Origin of the sequence: Massilia sp. LXY-6 (assembly GCF_051233485.1) — a bacterium.
GTDB lineage: Bacteria > Pseudomonadota > Gammaproteobacteria > Burkholderiales > Burkholderiaceae_D > Telluria.
Genome location: NZ_JBKFGF010000001.1, coordinates 150,376 through 171,798, shown reverse-complemented (window position 1 = coordinate 171,798; position 21,423 = coordinate 150,376). Strand labels below are relative to the sequence as shown.

At 65.3% G+C, this 21,423-nt stretch carries 19 protein-coding genes; 10 read left to right on the top strand and 9 right to left on the bottom strand.

Going from position 1 to position 21,423, the window contains the following annotated elements:
* Nucleotides 1-21 precede the first annotated feature (21 nt).
* The 3 genes from ACI48D_RS00745 to ACI48D_RS00735 form a co-directional block, all read right to left on the bottom strand.
* The gene (locus tag ACI48D_RS00745) at nucleotides 22-579 is read right to left on the bottom strand and encodes a PEP-CTERM sorting domain-containing protein (RefSeq protein ID WP_435569291.1); all 558 of its coding nucleotides are present in this window, start codon (nucleotides 577-579) and stop codon (nucleotides 22-24) included.
* Nucleotides 580-992: 413 nt separating this feature from the next.
* Entirely contained in the window at nucleotides 993-1,472 is a 480-nt protein-coding gene (locus tag ACI48D_RS00740; protein WP_435569290.1) for a DUF1854 domain-containing protein, read from the bottom strand.
* A gap of 3 nt (nucleotides 1,473-1,475) precedes the next feature.
* Nucleotides 1,476-3,758: an ABC transporter ATP-binding protein gene (locus ACI48D_RS00735; protein ID WP_435569289.1), complete on the bottom strand. Its 2,283-nt coding sequence runs from the start codon at nucleotides 3,756-3,758 to the stop codon at nucleotides 1,476-1,478.
* Between the two features lie 287 nt (nucleotides 3,759-4,045).
* Here ACI48D_RS00735 and cphA (ACI48D_RS00730) point away from each other — a divergent pair, with 287 nt between their 5' ends.
* The 7 genes from cphA (ACI48D_RS00730) (at nucleotide 4,046) to ACI48D_RS00700 (ending at nucleotide 13,757) form a co-directional block, all read left to right on the top strand.
* Entirely contained in the window at nucleotides 4,046-6,217 is a 2,172-nt protein-coding gene (gene cphA, locus ACI48D_RS00730; protein ID WP_435569288.1) for a cyanophycin synthetase, read from the top strand.
* Between the two features lie 16 nt (nucleotides 6,218-6,233).
* Entirely contained in the window at nucleotides 6,234-8,810 is a 2,577-nt protein-coding gene (gene cphA, locus ACI48D_RS00725; protein ID WP_435569287.1) for a cyanophycin synthetase, read from the top strand.
* Nucleotides 8,811-8,938: 128 nt separating this feature from the next.
* Complete coding sequence (locus ACI48D_RS00720; RefSeq protein ID WP_435569286.1) at nucleotides 8,939-9,286, top strand: hypothetical protein; 348 nt, start codon at nucleotides 8,939-8,941, stop codon at nucleotides 9,284-9,286.
* Nucleotides 9,287-9,359: 73 nt separating this feature from the next.
* Entirely contained in the window at nucleotides 9,360-9,608 is a 249-nt protein-coding gene (locus ACI48D_RS00715) for a hypothetical protein (RefSeq protein WP_435569284.1), read from the top strand.
* 93 nt (nucleotides 9,609-9,701) lie between these two features.
* On the top strand, nucleotides 9,702-9,926 hold the full coding sequence (locus tag ACI48D_RS00710) for a hypothetical protein (protein ID WP_435569283.1): 225 nt from the start codon (nucleotides 9,702-9,704) through the stop codon (nucleotides 9,924-9,926).
* A gap of 115 nt (nucleotides 9,927-10,041) precedes the next feature.
* Nucleotides 10,042-12,747 (top strand): DNA mismatch repair protein MutS, encoded by a 2,706-nt coding sequence (gene mutS, locus ACI48D_RS00705; RefSeq protein WP_435569282.1) that lies wholly within the window; start codon nucleotides 10,042-10,044, stop codon nucleotides 12,745-12,747.
* Nucleotides 12,747-13,757: a hypothetical protein gene (locus tag ACI48D_RS00700; protein ID WP_435569281.1), complete on the top strand. Its 1,011-nt coding sequence runs from the start codon at nucleotides 12,747-12,749 to the stop codon at nucleotides 13,755-13,757. The genes mutS and ACI48D_RS00700 overlap by 1 nt, the downstream gene beginning before the upstream one ends.
* Before the next feature lie 63 nt (nucleotides 13,758-13,820).
* On the opposite strand, the gene ACI48D_RS00695 is transcribed toward ACI48D_RS00700, so the two are convergent.
* Entirely contained in the window at nucleotides 13,821-14,360 is a 540-nt protein-coding gene (locus ACI48D_RS00695) for an FKBP-type peptidyl-prolyl cis-trans isomerase (protein ID WP_435569280.1), read from the bottom strand.
* Between the two features lie 202 nt (nucleotides 14,361-14,562).
* Between ACI48D_RS00695 and ACI48D_RS00690 the strand changes: the two genes are divergently transcribed.
* From ACI48D_RS00690 to ACI48D_RS00680, 3 genes are all read left to right on the top strand, one after another.
* Nucleotides 14,563-15,684: a JmjC domain-containing protein gene (locus ACI48D_RS00690; protein ID WP_435569279.1), complete on the top strand. Its 1,122-nt coding sequence runs from the start codon at nucleotides 14,563-14,565 to the stop codon at nucleotides 15,682-15,684.
* Between the two features lie 16 nt (nucleotides 15,685-15,700).
* Complete coding sequence (locus ACI48D_RS00685) at nucleotides 15,701-16,171, top strand: hypothetical protein (RefSeq protein WP_435569278.1); 471 nt, start codon at nucleotides 15,701-15,703, stop codon at nucleotides 16,169-16,171.
* Nucleotides 16,172-16,444: 273 nt separating this feature from the next.
* Nucleotides 16,445-16,714: a hypothetical protein gene (locus ACI48D_RS00680; RefSeq protein WP_435569277.1), complete on the top strand. Its 270-nt coding sequence runs from the start codon at nucleotides 16,445-16,447 to the stop codon at nucleotides 16,712-16,714.
* A 134-nt stretch (nucleotides 16,715-16,848) separates the two neighbouring features.
* Here the strand turns inward: ACI48D_RS00680 and bamC are convergent, their stop codons facing one another.
* The 5 genes from bamC to ACI48D_RS00655 form a co-directional block, all read right to left on the bottom strand.
* Complete coding sequence (bamC, locus tag ACI48D_RS00675) at nucleotides 16,849-17,988, bottom strand: outer membrane protein assembly factor BamC (protein WP_435569276.1); 1,140 nt, start codon at nucleotides 17,986-17,988, stop codon at nucleotides 16,849-16,851.
* Nucleotides 17,989-18,009: 21 nt separating this feature from the next.
* Entirely contained in the window at nucleotides 18,010-18,903 is an 894-nt protein-coding gene (dapA, locus tag ACI48D_RS00670) for a 4-hydroxy-tetrahydrodipicolinate synthase (protein WP_435569275.1), read from the bottom strand.
* Between the two features lie 101 nt (nucleotides 18,904-19,004).
* Entirely contained in the window at nucleotides 19,005-19,556 is a 552-nt protein-coding gene (locus ACI48D_RS00665; protein WP_435569274.1) for a class I SAM-dependent methyltransferase, read from the bottom strand.
* Nucleotides 19,556-20,758, bottom strand: a complete 1,203-nt coding sequence (locus tag ACI48D_RS00660) for a tryptophan--tRNA ligase (RefSeq protein ID WP_435569273.1) — start codon at nucleotides 20,756-20,758, stop codon at nucleotides 19,556-19,558. Before ACI48D_RS00660 ends, ACI48D_RS00665 begins: the two co-directional genes overlap by 1 nt.
* A 4-nt stretch (nucleotides 20,759-20,762) precedes the next feature.
* Nucleotides 20,763-21,416, bottom strand: coding sequence for a site-2 protease family protein (locus tag ACI48D_RS00655; protein ID WP_435569272.1), 654 nt, complete (start codon nucleotides 21,414-21,416; stop codon nucleotides 20,763-20,765).
* Between the last annotated feature and the right edge of the window lie 7 nt (nucleotides 21,417-21,423).

Genomic DNA, 21,423 nt, shown 5'->3' with positions numbered 1-21,423 from the left:
GAACGGCGGCGAGCGAGGTCTTCAGGCCTTGCGAGCCTTGCGACGGCTGACAGCAAGACCTGCGAAACCGATGCCCAGCAGCGCGACCGACAGCGGTTCCGGCACTTTGGTCGGCACAGTACCGACCGTGACATTGGCGTCCAGGGTCGAGCTGACGAAATTGAAGTCGCCGACAGGTGCCGAAATCACCAGCGATAACTTGCCGCTGGTGCTCAGGTCGCTCAGCGATACACCCGTGATCGAGAACGGTCCGTAATTAGTGCCATTTCTTGGGATATCGATAACGCCGTTGCTGCTACCAATCAGAACGCTTCCGATGTTGATCGCAAAGGACTCGTTGCTTGCCGCTCCAGTGTCTTTAAAGGAGAACTTCACATCTGCGGAGCCGACGGTGTCGATCAACGGACGGTAGGGGTTGGTGCCTTGGGTGAGGTCGAAGTTGACGGTGTAGGGATGCGTGGAGTCGATAACGCTCGAAGCACCTTGGCCGGTGTAGGTGACCGAGATCAGGCCAGCGTTGGCCATACCCGACAGTGCGAAAGCGGCGATTGCGGTTGCGATTTTGGTAAATTGTTTCATGGACATGTTTCCCTTAGTTATGTTGATTTGCCTCAGTGTATAAGCAATGTTCGTGCCAACAATGTTTTCATAGGGGAAAATGTTAGAACACCAGGCCATGTCCGTTGCCCTGTAAAGTTTACCGACAGTAGAACGTTAAATACTGCAAACTGAGCGTAAAAATTTCTTTCTGGAAATATATTATTAGTATTTTCAATATGAATTAATAATCCAAACCGAAAATTGATAGCATTTTCGAGCCGAGCCCCGATGAAAGCGTGCAAACCGACGATTCTCGTGTAAATATTTCCGACACCAGGAGAAATATTTATTTCAAAATAGAACTGTTCGGGTAATGAGGCAGGATGACGCTGACGAAAAAAATCCAGCACCGACCAGCACGAAGCCAGCCTGGCGCCGGGTGAATCGATCAGTTACAGGAAGCGGTCGAGGATCTTCCGGCTGCCCTTGTCGATCGCGAACATGTCGCGGATCAGGAAGTGGATTCCGTGGCTGTCGGCGATCAGCAGGGAGTAGGCCCCCAGGCGGCGGATGTCTTCCTCGCCCTTGAGCACGAACTCGGTGTCGCCGCGGTCGGTTTTCACGGTCCAGGTGCTGGGCGTGGCAAAGCTGGAAACGCCCTTGATCGACAGGATCTCGGGCATGAATTCGCGCCCGTCCAGTTCCTCCGTCACCAGGGCGCGGATTTCCGGCGCCACCTGTTCCAGGTCGTCGATCCAGGCGACTTCCTTGCCGCCCTCGCGCATGAGGGAGATGCCGCGGGTCGGCGCCTGCACCGGAAAGGAGCGCACCGGCGCCACGCCGACGAATTCCTCGCCTGAGTCAGAGGTCAGCACCAGCTTGCCGAAGGCGTCGCGGCGCAGTTGAAACGGTAATTGAAGTGCGGTCGTCATCGATTAATCTTCCTGGCTGGAGTCGTCCGGATCCTGGTCGACGTTGCGCGCCTGCGCTTCGTACAGGCGGAAATACGCGCCTTCGCGCGCCATCAGTTCGTCGTGGCTGCCCTCTTCCACTACGGCGCCGCGGTCCAGCACGACCAGGCGGTCGGCGCGGTGCAGCGTGGAGAGCCGGTGCGCGATCGCGATCGTGGTGCGGCCCTGCACCAGGTTGTCGAGCGCCTTCTGGATTTCCTTTTCGGTTTCCGAGTCCACCGACGAGGTCGCTTCGTCCAGGATCAGGATCGGCGGGTCGATCAGGAGTGCCCGCGCGATCGAGATGCGCTGGCGCTCGCCGCCGGACAGGCCCTGGCCGCGTTCGCCCACCATCGAGTCGTAGCCCTGCGGCAGGCGCAGGATGAATTCGTGGGCATGGGCGGCGCGGGCGGCGGCGATGATCTGTTCGCGGGTCGCATCCGGCTTGCCGTAGGCGATATTCTCGGCGATCGTGCCGAAGAACAGGAAAGGTTCCTGCAGCACCAGGCCGATGTGGCGGCGGTAGTCGGCGACGGCGAAACTGCGGATGTCCTTGCCGTCGAGCAGGATCGCGCCCTCGGCCACGTCGTAGAAGCGGCAGATCAGGTTCACCAGGGTCGATTTACCCGAACCGGAATGGCCGACCAGGCCGACCATCTCGCCGGCCTTGATGTTTAGCGAGATGCCGCGGTTGACGGCGCGGTTGCCGTAGCGGAAGCCGACTTCGCGCAGTTCGATGTTGCCCTCGACCTTGTCCAGCCTGGCCGGATTGACCGGATCGGGCACGCTCGACACGTGGTCGAGGATGTCGAAGATGCGCTTGGCGGCCGAGGCCGATTTCTGCGTCACCGAGACGATGCGGCTCATCGAATCCAGGCGCACGTAGAAGCGGCCGCTGTAGGCGATAAAGGCGGACAGCACGCCGACCGTGATTTCCTGGTTCGCGACCTGCCAGATGCCGAAGCACCAGATGATCAGCAGGCCGAGTTCGGTCAGGAAGGACACCGTCGGCGAGAACAGCGACCACACCTTGTTCAGCTTGTCGTTGACGGCCAGGTTGTGCTTGTTCGCTTCGCGGAAGCGGGAGGCTTCGCGCTTTTCCTGGGCGAAGGCCTTCACCACGCGGATGCCGGGGATGGTATCGGCCAGCACGTTGGTGACCTCGCCCCAGACCCGGTCGATCTTCTCGAAACCGGTGCGCAGCTTGTCGCGCACGACGTGGATCATCCAGGCGATGAAGGGCAGCGGCACCAGGGTGATCAGGGCCAGCTTGGCGTTGATGCTGAACAGGATCGCGCCGGTCATGATGATCATCAGGACGTCGGACAGGAAGTCCAGCAGGTGCAGCGACAGGAACACGCAGATGCGGTCCGAGCCGCTGCCGATGCGGCTCATCAGGTCGCCGGTGCGCTTGCCGCCGAAGAATTCCAGCGACAGGCGCAGCAGGTGCTCGTAGGTTTCCGAGCGCATGTCGGCGCCCATGCGTTCCGACACCAGGGCCAGGATATAGGTCCGGCCCCAGCCCAGCGCCCAGGCCAGGATCGCGGAGGCGAACAACCCGCCCATGTACATATAGACGAGCGAGGTGTCGATCTTTTGCCCGTTCTGGTACGGGATCAGGACCTTGTCCATCAGCGGCATCGTCAGGTAGGGCGGAATCATGTGTGCGCCGGTACTGGCCAACATCAGCAAGAATCCGAGGGCCAGCTGCCCTTTGTATGGCATGGCGAAGCGCCACAGCCGGAACAGGGTCCAGGTCGACGGCGGCGTGTGCAGTACCTTGGTGCAGATCGGGCACTCTTCCTGGTCCGCTTCGAGCGGCGCCTTGCAGCTCGGGCAGGTGTGCTGCTCGGGCGGCTGGACGGCGATGCCGGTCAGGTGGCTCTCGACCTGGTCATGGAACTGGTCGACCAGGCGGATCGCCTGCAGGTTCTGGCCCAGGGTAAAACGCCAGGCCGCCAGCAGGCCCTTGGCATCGACCAGTTCGACGTGGCCGACGCCGGCGTGGTCGTAGTGGCGCATCGCCAGGCCGGCGCGGTAGGGCCAGTCGCGCCAGTGGGTATCGCCGGGGCTGCGAGTCAGTAGGCGAATATTGGTGACAATCAGTACCCCTTTGGTGAAGCGTAATTTCGCATCGAGGTCAACCTCAAGGGCGCTTAAAACGTTTTCCCCTGGCGCAAGCTTTTTTTGGACGTCCGCCTGCCATTGCTCAGGCAGGAAACTGGCGGTCGCCAGCGCGGCGGAAGGAACTAGTTGTTGATTCGTCATGTGCTCTTGGAAATGGGGATATGCGTCGCGCGCTTGCGTTGCGACTGGCAGGTCACCAGGATGGAACGCTGAGCAGGGCACGCCGGTTGACAGGCGTACGGTATTCTATCGGCGGGGGCAAGACTGGCAGAATTCGGTTCAGCACGGTAAGCTTCGTTTCGGCAAGTATACAACATGTGCACTGCAGCAAGAGGGGCTCCCCGGTGGGGTAGACTTCGATGCGGGGCGCGAATATAAGGCAACGCCGCGCGGCGAGAGAGAGGTCACCGCGGGGCAAGAAATTTTTCATGATAAACAAGAAAGACATCAAGATTCTTCGTGTAACCCACCTGCGTGGCCCGAACATCTGGACCTACCGCCCTGTCATCGAGGCCTGGCTCGACATCGGCGAACTCGAAGAATGTCCTTCGAACACCCTTCCCGGCTTCAACGAGCGCTTGACCGCCTGGCTTCCGGGACTGATCGAACACCGCTGTGGCGTCGGCGAACGCGGTGGCTTCCTGGAACGGCTGCGCGACGGTACCTGGGCCGGCCACATCCTCGAACACGTCGTTCTCGAACTGCAGAACATGGCCGGCATGAAGACCGGCTTCGGCAAGACCCGCTCCACCGCCGACCGCGGCATCTACAAAATGGCGTTCCGCACCCGCGACGAAGTCGTCGGCCGCGCCGCCCTGCAGGCCGGCCATGCCCTCCTGATGGCCGCCATCAACGACACCCCATTCGACCTCAAGGCCACGGTAGCCGCGCTGACCGAACTGGTCGACCGCTACTGCCTCGGCCCGTCCACCGCCCACATCGTCGATGCCGCCACCGAGCGCCGCATCCCCTCGATCCGCCTGACCGAAGGCAACCTGGTGCAGCTCGGCCACGGCGCCGCGCAGCGTCGCATCTGGACCGCCGAGACCGACCGCACCAGCGCGATCGGCGAAAGCATCGCCAGCGACAAGGACCTCACCAAGACCCTGCTCGCCTCGTGCGGCGTGCCGGTGCCGGAAGGCGCGGTCGTGCGCAGTGCCGAGGCGGCGTGGGAAGAAGCCGAGGACATCGGCCTGCCGGTGGTGGTCAAGCCGGTCGACGGCAACCATGGCCGCGGCGTGACGCTGAACCTGATGAACGAAGCGGACGTGAAAGCCGCCTATGCGATCGCCTGTGAGGCGGGCGACTCGAGCGCCGTGCTGGTCGAGCGCTACGTGCCGGGCAACGAGCACCGCCTGCTGGTGGTCGGCTCGAAGGTGGTCGCCGCCGCCAAGGGCGAATCGTTGTTCGTGACGGGCGACGGCAAGTCGAACGTGGTCGAGCTGTGCGACAGCCAGATCAACATCGACCCGCGCCGCGGCGAAAGCGAGGAACACCCGCTCGGCCTGGTCAATCCCGACGACGACGAGATCAGGCTCGACCTGCAGCGCCAGGGCCTGACCCCGGCGTCGGTCCCGCCGGCCGGCCAGAAGGTACTGATCCAGCCGAACGGCAACGTCGCCGACGACGTCACCGACGAGGTGCACCCGGACGTGGCCTACGTGGCGGCGCTGGCCGCGCGCGTGGTCGGGCTGGACATCGCCGGCATCGACCTGGTGTGCGAAGACATCTCGCGTCCGCTGGAAGCGCAGCGCGGCGCCATCATCGAAGTCAACTCCAGCCCGGGCCTGCTGGCCCACATCAAGCCGGCCACCGGCCAGCCGCGCGAAGTCGGCAAGGCCATCGTCGAGCACCTGTTCGCCGATGGCGAGCCCGCCGACGGCGCATCCGGCCGCATTCCCCTGGTCGGCGTGACCGGCGACGCCGGCGCCAGCCTGGTCGCGAACCTGATCGGCACGGTGCTGTACCAGTCCGGCAAGCGTGTCGGCGTGGCCAACCGCAACGGCCTGTTCCTCGACCAGCGCCGCGTCACCGGCGCCGACTGCACCCGCTTCGACGCCGCCCAGCGCCTGCTGATCAACCGTAACGTGCAGGCCGCCGTGTTCGAATCGAACGCGCGCGCCATCCTGAGCGAAGGCCTGCCCTACGACCGCTGCCTGGTGGGCGTGGTGACCGGCATGGGCCGGGTCGGCGACGTCGCCGACCTCTACGTGCGCGACGACGACGCCCTGTTCAACGTGGTGCGCAGTCAGGTCGATGTGGTCCTGTCCGAGGGCGCGGCCGTGCTGAACGCGGCCGACCCGCAGGTCGTGAAACTGGCCGGACTATCCGACGGCGGCGTGATCTTCTATGCGCTGGACGAGAACAACGACGTCTTGACGCAGCACCGCGCCGCCGGCGGGCGCGTCGCCTTCCTGCGCGACCGGCACATCGTGCTGGCCCAGGGCAGCGAAGATGCGCCGCTGCTGGGCCTGACCAAGCTGCAGCCGGCCACGGCAAGCGAGCCGGAAGCCGTGCTGGCCGCCGCTGCGGCAAGCTGGGCGCTGGACGTGCCGACCGACCTGATCTGCGCTGGCCTGCGCAGCTTCGAGAACAAATAAAGGATTGAAGGTTTTTATGGAAGTATCACGCGTCCGGGCCCTGCGCGGCCCCAACCTCTGGAGCCACCACACGTCGGTCGAGGCAATCGTCTCCTGCACGCCGGAGGAAGAATCGATCAGCGCAATGCCCGGCTTCGAAGCGCGCCTGCGTGCCCTGTTCCCGGAGATCTGGCCGCTGCAGCCGACCGGCCATGACGACACCATCCCGCTGGCCCAGGTGCTGGAAGTGGCGGCCCTCGCGCTGCAGGCCCAGGCCGGCTGCCCCGTCACCTTCAGCCGCTCCACCGCCACCATCGAACGCGGCATCTACCAGGTCGTGGTCGAATACAGCGAGGAAGACGTCGGCCGCCTGGCCCTGAGCCTGGCCGAGCAGCTGATCACGGCTGCGCGCGAGGAGCAGCCGTTCGACCTCGACAGCGCCCTGCACCAGCTGCGCGAACTCGACGAGGACGTGCGCCTCGGCCCCTCGACCGGCTCGATCGTGTACGCCGGGGTGGCGCGCGGCATCCCGTTCCGCCGCCTGACCGAGGGCAGCCTGGTGCAGTTCGGCTGGGGCAGCCGCCAGCGCCGCATCCAGGCCGCCGAAATCGATGCGACCGGCGCCATCGCCGAGACCATCGCCCAGGACAAGGAGCTGACCAAGAAGCTGCTCGACGCCGCCGGCGTGCCGGTGCCGCTGGGCCGCGTCGTGACCGACCCCGACGACGCCTGGGCCGCAGCCCAAGAGATCGGCCTGCCGGTCGTGATCAAGCCGAAGGACGGCAACCAGGGTAAGGGCGTGACCGTGAACGTCACCACCCGCGAACAGCTCACGGCCGGCTTCCACGCGGCGTCGGAATTCCGCGACGACATCATGGTCGAAAAATACCTGCCGGGCCACGACTACCGCCTGCTCGTGATCGGCAACAAGCTGGTGGCGGCCGCCCGCCGCGAACCGCCGCACGTGGTCGGCGACGGCGTGCACAGCGTCCGCCAGCTCGTGGAGACCGTCAACCAGGACCCGCGCCGCGGCAGCGGCCACGCGACCTCGCTGACCAAGATCCGCTTCGACGACATCGCCCTCGCCTCGCTGGCGAAACAGGGCTATGACGCCGAGTCGATCCCGCCGAAAGGCCAGCGCGTCACCCTGCGTAACAACGCCAACCTGTCGACCGGCGGCTCGGCCACCGACGTCACCGACGACGTGCATCCGGAAGTGGCCGCGCGCGCCATCGCCGCCGCGCACATGGTCGGCCTCGACATCTGCGGCGTCGACCTGGTGTGCGACAGCGTGCTGAAACCCATCGAAGAACAGGGCGGCGGCATCGTCGAAGTGAACGCGGCGCCCGGACTGCGGATGCACATCTCGCCCTCGTTCGGCAAGGGCCGCGCGGTCGGCGAAGCGATCATGGACACCCTGTACGCGCCCGGCGACGACGGCCGCATCCCGGTGGTTGCCGTGACCGGCACCAACGGCAAGACCACCACCGTGCGCCTGATCGCGCACCTGCTGGCCGCGTCCGGCCTGCGCACCGGCATGACCAACACCGACGGCGTGTATATCCAGGGCCGCCGCATCGACAGCGGCGACTGCAGCGGTCCGCGCAGCGCGCGCAACGTGCTGCTGCACCCGGACGTCGACGCCGCCGTGTTCGAGACCGCGCGCGGCGGCATCCTGCGCGAAGGCCTGGCCTTCGACCGCTGCCAGGTCGGGGTGGTGACCAACATCGGTTCCGGCGACCACCTCGGCCTGAACTACATCACGACGCTGGAAGACCTGGCGGTGCTGAAGCGCGTGATCGTGCAGAACGTGGCGCCGAACGGCATGGCCGTGCTGAACGCGGCCGACCCGATCGTGGCAGGCATGGCCGAGAACACCCGCGGCGACGTCACCTACTTCGCGCTGGATTGCTCGCTGCCGATCATGCAGAAGCACCGCGCCCAGGGCCGCCGCATCGTCTACGTCGACGAAGGCCACCTGGTGGCGGCGCAGGGCAAGTCCGAGCACCGCATCGCGCTGTCCGAGGTGCCCATCACCCGCGGCGGCGTGATCGGCTTCCAGGTCGAGAACGTGATGGCCTCGGTGGCCGCGGCCTGGGCCGTCGGCATCGACTGGAGCGCGATCCGCGCCGGCCTGAAAACCTTCGTGGGCGAGAGCGACAATGCGCCGGGCCGCTTCAACGTGTTCGACTATCGTGGCGCCACCGTGATCGCCGACTACGGCCACAATCCGGACGCGATCCAGGCCCTGGTGAACGCAGTGGAGGCCATGCCGGCCCGGCGCCGCTCGGTGGTCATCAGCGGTGCCGGCGACCGCCGCGACGAGGACATCCGCGACCAGACGCGCATCCTGGGCAAGGCCTTCGACGAGGTGCTGCTGTACGAAGACCAGTGCCAGCGCGGCCGCTCGGAAGGCGAAGTCGTGGCTCTGCTGCGCCAGGGCCTGTCGGACGCCAAGCGCACCAGCCACGTCGAGGAGATCAAGGGCGAATTCGTCGCGATCGACCGCGCGCTGGAGCGTCTGCAGCCGGGCGACCTGTCGCTGATCCTGATCGACCAGGTCGACGAGGCGCTGGCGCACATCGCCAAGCGGGTGGCGGCAGCGAAGGCCTGAACCGCCACGCATCGAAGGAGAACGGGCGCCGCGGCGCCCGTTTTTACGTTAGCCAGCGCACAAGCCCCGCGGCGGCGCATGGCTTACCATGGACGATCACGACATCGCCGGGCAGTGAGATCATGACCATGGACAAGAATTCAAGCGAAGACGCCCCGGAACTCCCCTTTCGTTCCCTGCTCTACCGCTTCCTCTTCTTCGACTGGCTGTTCCGCGACGTCGGCGCGGCCCGCACCCGCATCGAGCGCCATGCCGCCTTCCAGCACAACCGCAGGATGAGCCGTTACCTGCCGGTCTACCTGCGCCGCTGGTCCTTCCTCACCGCCTTCGATTTCGCACTCGGCGTGCTGTTCGAAAAGGTGCTGCAGGCCGGCCTGCTGTCGGCCTGGTTCTTCACCTGGACTTGCGTGAGCCTGACGGGGATGGTCGTGATCGCCGTGGCATGGATCATCCTGACACATGCAAGACTATCGTAATTTCTTGACGTCAACTAAATTTTCCAGATCGTAAATGCGCGAAGATGCCTTTACTTAAACAGTGGAGGCAAACATGACTTACCTGCGAACGACCCATCCCCGGATTCAATCGACTAAGCGCCGCTTCGAACGGCGCATCGACGACCGTACTGCCAGCGACATCGGCGACGCGCTGCGGGCGGACGGTACCCAGGCCGCGGCCCTGGCGATGCAGCACCTGCAAGTGGACGTACAGGTGGCGCTGCGCGTGCTCGCCGGCGCGAAGGATGAGCCGGGACGGATATCCCGCAGGATGGAACCCGCCGACTCGGCCGACGCTTGAGTCAAGCTTGTCGTCATTCACATGCCTTGACCTCCGCTAAGCTATCAGGGCAGCAAGGAGAGAGATCATGACATTTCAACAAGGGAGAATGACATGAGCTACCAATGGATCGACGAACCCAGCCGCGTCGCCGGGAACCGCCGCGACACCATCGGCGACCGCCGCACCGACCACGATACCGCCGAGAAGATCCGCGACGCACTGCGGGCGCGCAGCATCCACGCGGCGGCACAGGCGCTCGAGCACCAGCAGGTCGACCTGGCGACGGCGCTGCGGGTGCTGGCCAAGCCGGAGTGGCGGCGGGAGTGCGAGGCTTGAACTTGATTCGGCGCCCGCTGTTGCCAAACCATCCTGTTCCCCTCCCCGCCGAGTCCTAACGCGGTAAAATGGCGACCCGAGCCCGGCCCCCTGCCGGGCTTCCGATTGCCAAGCCATGAACGTCCCACACGAAATCAACGCCGCCGCGGCCAGGGCGCTTGCCACCGCCGAAAAACACACCCCCATGATGCAACAGTACCTCCGCATCAAAGGGGAGTACCCGACCATGCTAGTGTTCTACCGCATGGGCGACTTCTACGAGCTGTTCTTCGAGGACGCCGAGAAGGCTTCGCGCATCCTGGGCATCACCTTGACCGCGCGCGGCAGCTCGGGCGGCAATCCGATCAAGATGGCGGGCGTGCCGTTCCACTCGCTCGATCCCTACCTGGCCAAGCTGGTCAAGCTTGGCGAGTCCTGCGCGATCTGCGAACAGATCGGCGATCCGGCCCTCTCCAAAGGTCCGGTCGAGCGCAAGGTGGTGCGCGTGGTCACGCCCGGCACCCTGACCGATGCCGACCTGCTGCCGGAAAAGGCCGAGCGCCCGCTGCTGGCGGTGTGCACGGTCCCGAACCGCAAGCACGTCACCACCGGCCTGGCCTGGCTGTCGCTGGCGAGCGGCGCGCTGAAGCTGATGGAGTTCAGCGCCGATACGAAGAATGCCGCCCTGCGCCTGGTGCAGGAGCTGGAGCGCATCGCGCCGGCCGAGATCCTGCGTGCGGATGCGCTCGGCGGGCCCGACATGTTCGATGAAAACCCGATCGGCCACATGCAGCGCATGCCGGAGTGGCACTTCGAGGTCGTGCACGGCCACAAGGCGCTGCTCGACCAGCTCGGCGTGTCGACCCTGTCCGGCTTCGGCGCGGACGGCCTCGGCGCGGCCTTCGGCGCGGCCGGCGCCCTGCTCCGCTATGCGCAGTCGACCCAGGGCCGCGGCCTGCAGCACGTGAAGAGTCTGGCCGTCGAATCGGAGAGCGAATTCATCGGCCTGGACGCCGCCACGCGCCGCAACCTGGAACTCACCGAAACCATCCGCGGGACCGAAGCTCCCACCCTGTTTTCGCTGCTGGACGGCTGCCGCACCGCGATGGGTTCGCGCCTGCTGCGCCACTGGATCCACCACGCGAAACGCGAGCAGTCGGTGGCGCGCAGCCGCCACGAGGCAATCGCCGCGCTGGCCGAGCACGACGCCTGCGGCACGCTCTCGAGCACTCTGGCCCACGTGCCGGACGTCGAGCGCATCACCACCCGCATCGCCCTGCTGACGGCACGTCCGCGCGACCTGGCCAGCCTGCGCGACGGACTGAAACAGCTGCCCGTGCTGCGCGAGCAGGTCGCGCGCTGCTTCATCCCGGGAGACTCCTGCCTGCTGCGCGACCTCCATGAAGCCATCGCGATTCCCGAGCATTGCCTGGACCTGCTGGCGCGCGCGATCGCGGAAGAACCGGCGGCGATGGTGCGCGACGGCGGGGTGTTCGCGCGCGGCTTCGACGCCGAGCTGGACGAGCTGCGCGCGCTGTCCGAGAACGCCGGCCAGTTCCTGGTCGAGCTGGAGACGCGCGAGCGCGCCCGCACCGGCATCGCCAACCTGCGCGTCGAATACAACCGGGTGCACGGCTTCTACATCGAAGTCACCAATGGCCAGGCCGACAAGGTGCCCGAGGACTACCGCCGCCGCCAGACCCTGAAGAACTGCGAGCGCTACATCACGCCGGAACTCAAGGCCTTCGAAGACAAGGCGCTGTCGGCCCAGGACCGCGCGCTGGCGCGCGAGAAGCTGCTGTACGACCTGCTGCTGGGCGAGCTGGCGCCGCACATCGCCTGCCTGCAGAAGGTCGCCGGCGGCATCGCCCAGATCGACGCACTGGTGGCGCTGGCCTCGCATGCGGTCCGCAACAACTGGTGCAGGCCGCAACTGGTGGCCGATCCTTGCCTGAGCATCGTCGAGGGCCGCCACCCGGTGGTCGAGAACCAGATCGAGCGCTTCATCGCGAACGACTGCAAGCTCTCGAACGAGCGCCGGCTCCTGTTGATCACCGGCCCGAACATGGGCGGCAAGTCGACCTTCATGCGCCAGGTGGCCCTGATCACGCTGCTGGCCTATGTCGGCAGCTACGTGCCGGCTAGCCAAGCAACGATCGGCCCGGTCGACCGCATCTTCACCCGCATCGGCGCCTCCGACGACCTGGCCAACGGCCGCTCCACCTTCATGGTCGAGATGACGGAATCGGCGGCGATCCTGAACGGCGCCACCGAGCACTCGCTGGTGCTGATGGACGAAGTCGGGCGCGGCACCTCGACCTTCGACGGCCTGGCGCTGGCCTGGGCGATCGCACGCCACCTGATCGACACCAGCCGCAGCTTCACCCTGTTCGCGACCCACTACTTCGAGCTGACCCAGTTGCCGGAAGCCCACCCGAGCGCGGCCAACGTGCACCTGTCGGCGGTCGAGCACAAGGACAGCATCGTGTTCCTGCACGCGGTGCAGGACGGCCCGGCCTCGCAGAGCTACGGCCTGCAGGTGGCCCAGCTGGCCGGCGTGCCCCCTGCGGTGATCCGCGCCGCGCGCAAGCACCTCGCGCGGCTCGAATCGCAGGCCCTGGATGCCACGCCCCAGCTCGACCTGTTCGCCGCGCCGCCGTGCGACGACGGTCTGCCGGCCGACGAGCCGGCGCCGGCTGCGCCGGTGGTCGCGCAGGTGCCCGCGCAGGTTGCCGATGAGTCGCCGGCCCTGGCCTTGTTGGATGCAATCGATCCGGATGCGCTGACCCCGCGCGAAGCGCTCGAGCGGCTGTACGAGCTCAAGCGCCTGGCCAGCGCATAATGCCTTCACGCCGCCCGACTGCCTGCCAGCGCCTGGGCGTCCTGCTGGCCGCCGCCCTGCTCTCGTGCGGCGCCTTCGCGGCAAAGGACGCGAAGGAAGCGAAGGAGTCGAAGGACGAGCTGGCGCACCGGTTCGCGGTCCTCGGGCACGGCCCCGCCGACAACGGCGAGCCCCGGCTCAAGCACGCGCTCGACGAGGCCGAGGACAAGGACGCCGCGTTCGTGGTGGTCACGGGCATCAAGGGCGTGAAGGAATCCTGCAGCGACAAGCTGTACCAGCAGCGGCGCGAACTGATCGGCGATGCGCGCCGCCCCACCGTGGTGGTACCGGCCGCCAGCGACTGGACCGATTGCCGCAACAGCGCCGGCCGCTCGAACGCGATCGAGCGCCTGAACCGGCTGCGCGAACTGTTCTACGCCGAGCCGAATACGCTGGGCGCGCGCAAGCTGCCGCTCACGCGCCAGTCGATGAGCCCGCGCTTTCGCAGCTATGCCGAGAATGCCCACTGGTCGGTCGGCAAGGTGCTGTACGCAACCCTCAACCTGCCGGCCAACAACAACCACTACCTGACCGAGGCAGGCCGCAACAGCGAATACGAAGACCGGCTGGTGGCCAACCGCTTCTGGCTGAACCGCCTGTTCGCCATCGCCCGGCGCGACAAGCTGGAAGCGATCGTGCTGTTTGCGGAAGGCGACCTGAAGGCACTCTCGCAGCCGAGCGGCCTGAGCGCCCTGCTGCGCCGCGCGGTGCCGGACAACGACGGCTTCGCCGAGACGCGCCGGCTGGTACTGTCGCTGGCGCAGAAATTCCCGGGCAAGGTGCTGCTGGTCGACAGCGCGCCGCTGGCCAAGGGCGCAAAGCCGGCGATCGAATGGCGCGGCAACCTCGGCCACCTATCGGTCGGGCAGGAAGACATCGAGGTCGCGGTGGACCCGGCGGCCAAGGCCCTGTTCAGGGTGGGCGAGGCGGACGATGCCGGCGACAAGGCGCCACCCAAAGCGATCAAATGATCGAATAAAAGTGCGCAAATGAGCACGGGCCGCAATGCGCGGCCCCTTGCCGGATCTGCCGGATCAGTTCAGCGGCTGGCTGCGGAAGTGGTCGCCTTCGTCGCCCTCATCCGTGTCGTCGCCGTGGTGGTGGCCATGGGCGCCATGCACGTGGCCGTGCGCGATCTCTTCTTCGGTCGCGGCGCGCACGTCGATCACCGACAGGTCGAAGCGCAGGGCCATGCCGGCCAGCGGGTGGTTACCGTCGAGCACGACCTTGTCGTCGGCGATTTCGGTGACGGTGAAGATGGTCGGTTCCTCGTCGCTGCCTTCGGCCATGCCTTCGAACTGCATGCCGACTTCGAGCGGTTCCGGCAGGCGCGAACGCTCTTCGACCTTCAGCAGGCTCGGGTCGTAGTCGCCGAAGGCGTCTTCCGGCTCGATCTGGAGGGTCGACGAGTAGCCCACTTCCTTGCCGTCCAGTTCCTCTTCGATTTTGGGCAGCGTGTTCTCGTAGCCGCCGTGCAGGTACACCATCGGCTGGGCGCCATCTTCGATCAGGTTGTTCTGGGCGTCGGACAGCTTGTAGTTGACCGATACTACCGTGTTCTGGGCAATCTTCATTGCGCTTCCTTTCGTGATTGAGGCGCCGATTATACTCCTGCCAATGCGGGAGGCTCGCAAACCTGCTGCGCGTTGCACTGTCGGCTTGCGATGCTCGCTGTACTACTCGTACAGCTGCGCTTCTCAGCCAACATTGCTGCCGCTCGCTACGGTTTGCGAGCCTCCCTTTCCGAAGCCCTCCAGCGGCTGGTTATAATGTCGCATGAAAAAATTACAGCTCCTCGGGAATATTACCCCCGCCCAGTTTCTCCGGGATTACTGGCACAAGAAGCCCTTGCTGATCCGCCAGGCGATTCCCGATTTCAAACCCCTGCTCACATTCGACAAGCTGGCCCAACTGGCCAAGCTGAACCACGTGGAATCGCGCTTGGTCACCCAGGCCGGCGACAGCTGGGACATGCAGCAAGGTCCGCTCCAGGAATTGCCGCCGCGCACCCAGCGCGAGTGGACCATGCTGGTGCAGGGCATCAACCTGCATGAGCCGAAGGCCGACGCCCTGCTGCGCGAATTCCGCTTCGTGCCGGACGCGCGCCTGGACGACCTGATGGTCAGCTTCGCCACCGATGGCGGCGGCGTCGGTCCGCATTTCGATTCCTATGACGTGTTCCTGCTGCAGGCCCAGGGTCGGCGCCGCTGGCGCATCGGCGCCCAGCAGGACCTGAGCCTGGTCGAAGGCCTCCCGCTGAAGATCCTCGCCAACTTCGAACCGGAAGAAGAGTTCGTGCTCGAGCCGGGCGACATGCTCTACCTGCCGCCGCACTACGCCCACGACGGCGTGGCCGAGGGCGAATGCATGACCTATTCGGTCGGCTTCCGCTCGCCCTCGTTCCAGGAACTGGGTGAAGCCTTCCTGCAATTCATGGCCGACGCGATCGACCTGCCGGGCCGCTATGCCGATCCGGACCTGCAGCCGGCCAAGAACCCGGCCGAGATCCCGAAGGACATGCTCACCAGCGTCACCGAAGAGTTGAACAAGGTGCGCTGGGACGAGGAAGACGTCACGATCTTCCTGGGCGAGTACTTGTCCGAGCCGAAGCACAATGTGTTCTTCACGCCGGTCGCCAAGCCGCTCACCGTCGGCCGCTTCATGGAACAGGCCGCCAAACGCGGACTGCGGCTGTCGCCGAAGACGCTGATGCTGTACCGCGGCAAACACGTGTTCATCAACGGCGAATCGTTCGCCGTCGGACGCGCCGACAAGACCGTGCTCGACGTGCTGGCCAACCAGCGCGCCCTGGCTGGTGCCATGCTGGAGCAGGCATCCGACGACGTGCTGGAAGCGCTGTACACCTGGTACGCCGACGGCTGGCTCGAGCTGGCCTGACCCTGGGCTGACCGCGATGGACATCCTGCGCTTCGACACCCGCGCCGAGTTCCAGCGCCAGCTGCGCGCGGTGCTGGAGCGGGCGCGGGCTTCGCTCGACCTGTTCGACCCGGATTTCGCACTGTTCCCGCTGGGCGATGCGGACGTCGACGTGGTGCTGCGGCGCTACCTGGCGGGCGGTGGCCAGCTGCGCCTGGCAATGCACGAAAGCGGCCACATCGCGCGCCACTATCCGCGCTTCCTGCGCCTGCTGCGCGACCACGGCCACCGCATCGAATGCCGGTCTAGCTCGCGCGGCATCCGCCAGCTCACCGATTCCTTCTGCATCGCGGACGGCTTGCACCTCGTACGGCGCTTTCACAGCGACCATCTGCGGGGCGAATCAGCTTTTGATGCACCGCAAGAAACCGAAGTCCCGCGCGAACGTTTTGCGGCGATCTGGGAAGAGTCACGGCCGGCCCTGCACGCCACCACGACGGGGCTCTGACGCCCGGTCTCTCTAGGTATCGGCATATGTACGGCGTGGTTACATGTTGTAACAATATGAACGTCGTTGTTACCAGCAAGTGTTTCAAGTTGACACGAGTTTTCTGTTGCGATTCAGTAAATTTGGCTATAATATCGGGTTAGGAAGGTTCCGTTGTCTGTAGGCACTTTTTCAAAAGTATGAAAGCTACGAGAATTCCTAACGAGCGATAATTACCGGTAATTATTCATCGCATTAAATGTACTGACCTTTTGAATCAACTAAGGAAAAACCATGAAAAAATCTCTGCTGATCGTCTCCCTGCTGGCTGTTGCCCTGGCCGCTTGCTCGAAGAAAGAAGCTGAAGCTCCTGCAGCCGCACCGGCTGCTGAAGCCACCGCTCCGGCTGCCGCTCCGGCCGCTCCGGCTGCTGACGCTGCCGCAACCCCGGCTGCTCCGGCCGCTGCTGAAGCTGCTGCTTCGGCCGCTTCGGCTGCTGCTTCGGCTGCTTCGGCTGCTGCTGAGGCCGCTTCGGCTGCTGCTGCTCCGGCTGCTTCGAAGTAATCAGCATTGCTTCTTGAAAACCGGCCCGCGGGCCGGTTTTTTTACGCCCATTGTTCGCGTAAAACACCTGCAGCAAGGCTGCGGGCAATAAAAAACCGGCCTGGGCCGGTTTTTCGCTTGGCTTTGTAATTAAATTACTTCAGCTCATCCGCCAGCAGTTTCAAGATCTTCGCGCCGGTGGCCGAGGTCTCCGGCTTGCCGTCGTTGGTCTGGACGCTGACGTCGCTGGTGGTCGCGCTCGGGACGGCCGAGACCAGTACGCGGTAGCGCTGGGCTTCCTTATTCTTGTCCTCGCCGCCGAACAGCTTGCTGAAGAAGCCGGCCTTGTTGACGGCATCCGGGTCGACGTAGCGCACGAAATAGATGCCCTGCACGCGGTCGCGGTCCTCGACGGTGAAGCCGACGCGGTCGAGCGCCAGGCCGACGCGGCGCCAGGCGCGGTCGAAGCCCTCGTCCACCACGACCTTGCCGTTTTCCAGCTTGGCGTGCTGCGCTTCCGGCGCAGTGTTGACGACGGCGGCGGTGGCCTGCTTGACGTCCTTGGTGGCGGTGGAACCGGTGAGCTGGGCCATCAGGCGGCCCAGGAATTCGGCTTCCAGGCCCGGATCGCTCTTGCGGCCGACCCAGGTGGTGGTCTCGCGCTGGGCGCCGACCAGCACTTCCTCGGCGCCGCGGTGGCTGATGTAGATCTCGGTCGAGCCGTCCGGACGGCGCTCCAGACGGGTGCGGAACTTGTCGCGCTCGCCGCTCGAGTAAGCCGAATCGAACACCTTGCCGATCGTGCGGCGGATGATGTCCTGCGGGATCTTGGCGCGGTTCTCGGCCCAGTTGGTTTCCATGATGCCGGTCTGGGCGTTCTCGGTTTCCACCGTGAAGCCGACGCTCGGCCAGAAGGCTTCGAGCTGCGGCCACAGCTGCTCCGGGGTCTGCTTGACCACCAGCCAGCGTTGGTCGCCGGCGCGCTCGATGCGCACCGCGTCGGACGACACCGGGCCCACGGCGCCGCCGGCGACCACAGGCGCGGCCTGGGTGCCGCGGGCCTGCTGGAAGCCGGAAGCGGTGGCGATGCCGCGGCCATCCGGCACGGCGTAGCGGTTGTCCTTCTGGAGTTGGGTCAGGTCCGGGGGAATATCCAGCGGCGCCGCTTTCTTGGCCGAACGGTAGTCCACCTTGTCCGATTCGAACACGGTCGTGCACGCCACCAGGCTGAGCGCCATGGCGGTCAGTGCGATGGTGCGGGTGGCGTGGTGAGTCTTGAACTTGCTATTCATCATATCGTTGCGAGTCTGAAGCTATCAAAGGACGCCGGATTCGCGCAGCGCGGCGCGCACGGTGTCGTGGTATTGCGCGGACAGCGGCGCCAGCGGCAAGCGCAGGCCCGCCGGCATCTTGCCCATTTCAGCCAGCGCCCATTTGACCGGGACCGGATTCGGTTCTACGAACAGCTTGGCGTGCAGTGACAGCACGCGATTGTTGATTTCGACCGCACGGGAAACCTGTCCCGCCATCGCCGCCTCGCACAGTTCGTGCATGGCGCGCGGCGCGACGTTGGCCGTCACCGAGATATTGCCGGCGCCGCCCATGAACATCAGCGCCATCGCGGTCGGGTCGTCGCCCGAATACACGCCGAACGGCTTCCCGCCTGCGAACGAACGGTCGAGCTCGCGCAGCAGCTCGGCCCCGCGGCCGATATTGCCGGTCGCATCCTTGATGCCGACGATGTTGTCGATCGGCGCCAGGCGCAGCACGGTCTCGTTATTCATGTCCGCCACGGTACGGCCCGGCACGTTGTACAGGATCACCGGCAGGTCGACCGCTTCCGCGATCGCCTTGAAGTGCCGGTACATGCCTTCCTGGGTCGGACGGTTGTAGTACGGCACCACCTGCAGCGAGGCGTCGGCGCCGACGGCCTTGGCATGGCGGGTGAGTGCGATCGCTTCGGCGGTCGAGTTGCCGCCCGACCCGGCGATCACCGGGATACGGCCAGCGACGTGCTCGACCGTCAGCTTGATCAGTTCGCAGTGCTCTTCCGGGCTGACGGTCGCGGATTCGCCGGTCGTGCCGACGATGACGATGCCGTCCGTCCCTTCCGCAACGTGCCAGTCGATCAGTTTGCGCAGGCTGTCTTTGTCCAGACTGCCGTCTTCAAACATCGGAGTGACGATTGCTACTATGCTGCCCTTAATCATAATCAGTGGACCGTGCCGTTAATAAATAAAAATTCGATTGTACTGGATAGCCCGAGCGAATGGTTCATTCGCCCATAGATAAATGACGCGCTTACAGCCGGTTACCTATCCAGCTTTGCCGTCGACAGATCGAAGGCCGCCCCCACCGCGCACAGGCGCTGCACGCGCGCCCGCTTGGGCGCGTCGATGACGCCGTCCTCGTAGGCCAGCACCCGCAGGCCGCCGCGGCTGGCGAGCTCCAGCAGCTCACCCGGATTCAACAGGAAGTCCGGATTCGACGGTTTACCGAAGACTTCGTTCCCGCGGGCGAAGGTTTCGTAGATCAGCACCCCATCCGGCGCCAGCGCCTCCGCGATGTGGCCGAACAGGGGCCGGTGCAGGTAATTCGTGACCACGATGCCGGCCAGGCTGCCTGGTGCGAACGGCCAGGCGGCGCCCGGCGCTTCGAGGTCGTGCTGGAGCGTCGCGATGCCCTTCCCCGCGGCAGCAAGCAGGGCCTGCGGATCGCGGTCGAGGGCCGTCACGGCATGCTTGAAGCCGGCGAGCAGGCGTGCATGGCGGCCGCTGCCGCAGGCCAGGTCGAGCGCCTGCCCTTGCGGAATCAGCGGCGCCCAGCGCGCCACCCAGGAAGAGACCGTGTCGGTGCCGTGCATCAGCTGTAACTCAGGCCCATGGCCTCGCGCACGTCGCGCATGGTCTCCTGGGCCAGCTTGCGCGCCTTCCCGCAGCCGTCGGCGACGATGGCGCGCACCAGCGAGGGGTCATCCAGGTATTGCTGGGCGCGCTCGTGCATTGGCTCCTGTTCGGCCAGCACGGCATCCACCACCGGCTGCTTGCACTCCAGGCAGCCGATGCCGGCGCTGGTGCAGCCCTTCATGACCCAATCCTTGGTGGCGCCATCCGAGTAGACCTCGTGCAGCTGCCACACCGGGCACTTCAGCGGATCGCCCGCGTCGGTCCTGCGCACGCGCGCCGGATCGGTCGGCATGGTGCGGATCTTCTTGGTGACCGACTCCGGATCTTCGCGCAGCGAGACCGCGTTGCCGTAGCTCTTGGACATCTTGCGGCCGTCCAGGCCCGGCAGGCGCGACGCTTCCGTCAGTTTTACCTGCGGCTCGACCAGGATGATCTTGTGACCGCCTTCGAGGTAGCCGAACAGGCGCTCGCGGTCGATGTTCGACAGGCTGCCGGCTTCGTTCAGCATCGCCTGCGCCTGCTCCAGGGCTGCGTCATCGCCGTCCTGCCGGTAGGCGGTGCGCAGCTCGGCGTACAACTTGGCGCGCTTGCTGCCCAGTTTTTTCACGGCGTCGAGCGCCTTCTGCTCGAAGCCCGGCTCCTTGCCGTACAGGTGGTTGAAGCGGCGCGCGATCTCCCGCATCATCTCGATGTGCGGGACCTGGTCTTCGCCCACCGGCACCTGGGTCGCGCGGTAGATCAGCACGTCGGCCGCCTGCAGCAGCGGATAGCCGAGGAAGCCGTAGGTGGCGAGGTCGCGGCTGGCCAGGTTCTCGATCTGGTCCTTGTAGGTCGGGACCCGCTCCAGCCAGCCCAGCGGCGTGGCCATCGACAGCAGCAAGTGCAGCTCGGCGTGTTCCGGCACCCGCGACTGGATGAAGATGGTCGCCTGGGACGGGTCGATGCCGGCCGCGAGCCAGTCGATCACCATGTCCCAGGTGCTCTTTTCGATGATGGCCGGGTCGTCGTAGTGCGTGGTCAGGGCGTGCCAGTCGGCCACGAAGAACAGGCAGGGCAGCTCCGACTGCATGCGGATCCAGTTCTTCAGGGCTCCATGGTAATGGCCAAGGTGCATGAGCCCGGTGGGGCGCATACCGGAAACGACGCGGTCGGGGAACATAGGCTCAGGTGAGGATGAAGTTCAATGGGTAGACGATCAATTGCAGCAGCAACTGCGCCACCGCCACGATCGGAATCACCCAGTAAGCCAGCAGCTTCAGCAGCATCAAGCCCAGCAGGATGAAGAAGCCGTACGGTTCGATGCGGGCAAACTTATAGGCCAGCTTGTTCGGCAGCAGGCTGAAGACGATGCGGCCGCCATCCATCGGCGGGATCGGCAGCAGGTTGAAGGCCAGCAGCACCAGATTGGTCAGCACACCTGCTTTGGCAACCCGGTTCGGGAAGGGTTCACTGACGCCGAAGTATTCAAGGAAAATTCCCAACAGCAGCCACAGCAGCGCCATGCCGAAGTTGGCGGCGGTGCCGGCCAGCGCCACGAAGGCCATGTCGCGCTTCGGGTTGCGCAGGCGGCCGTAGTCGATCGGCAGCGGCTTGGCGTAGCCGAAGGCGAAGCCGGTGGCCAGGTACAGCATCACCGGCAGGATCACGGTACCGAAAGGATCGATGTGGGCCAGCGGGTTGGTGGTGACGCGTCCGGCCGCGAACGGGGTCATGTCGCCAAAATATTTTGCGGCATACGCCTGGGCGGCGTTGTGCATCGTGATCGCAAAAAGAACGGGCAGTGCATAGACTGCGAGGTTGCGTATGAGTTCATCCATAAACGGA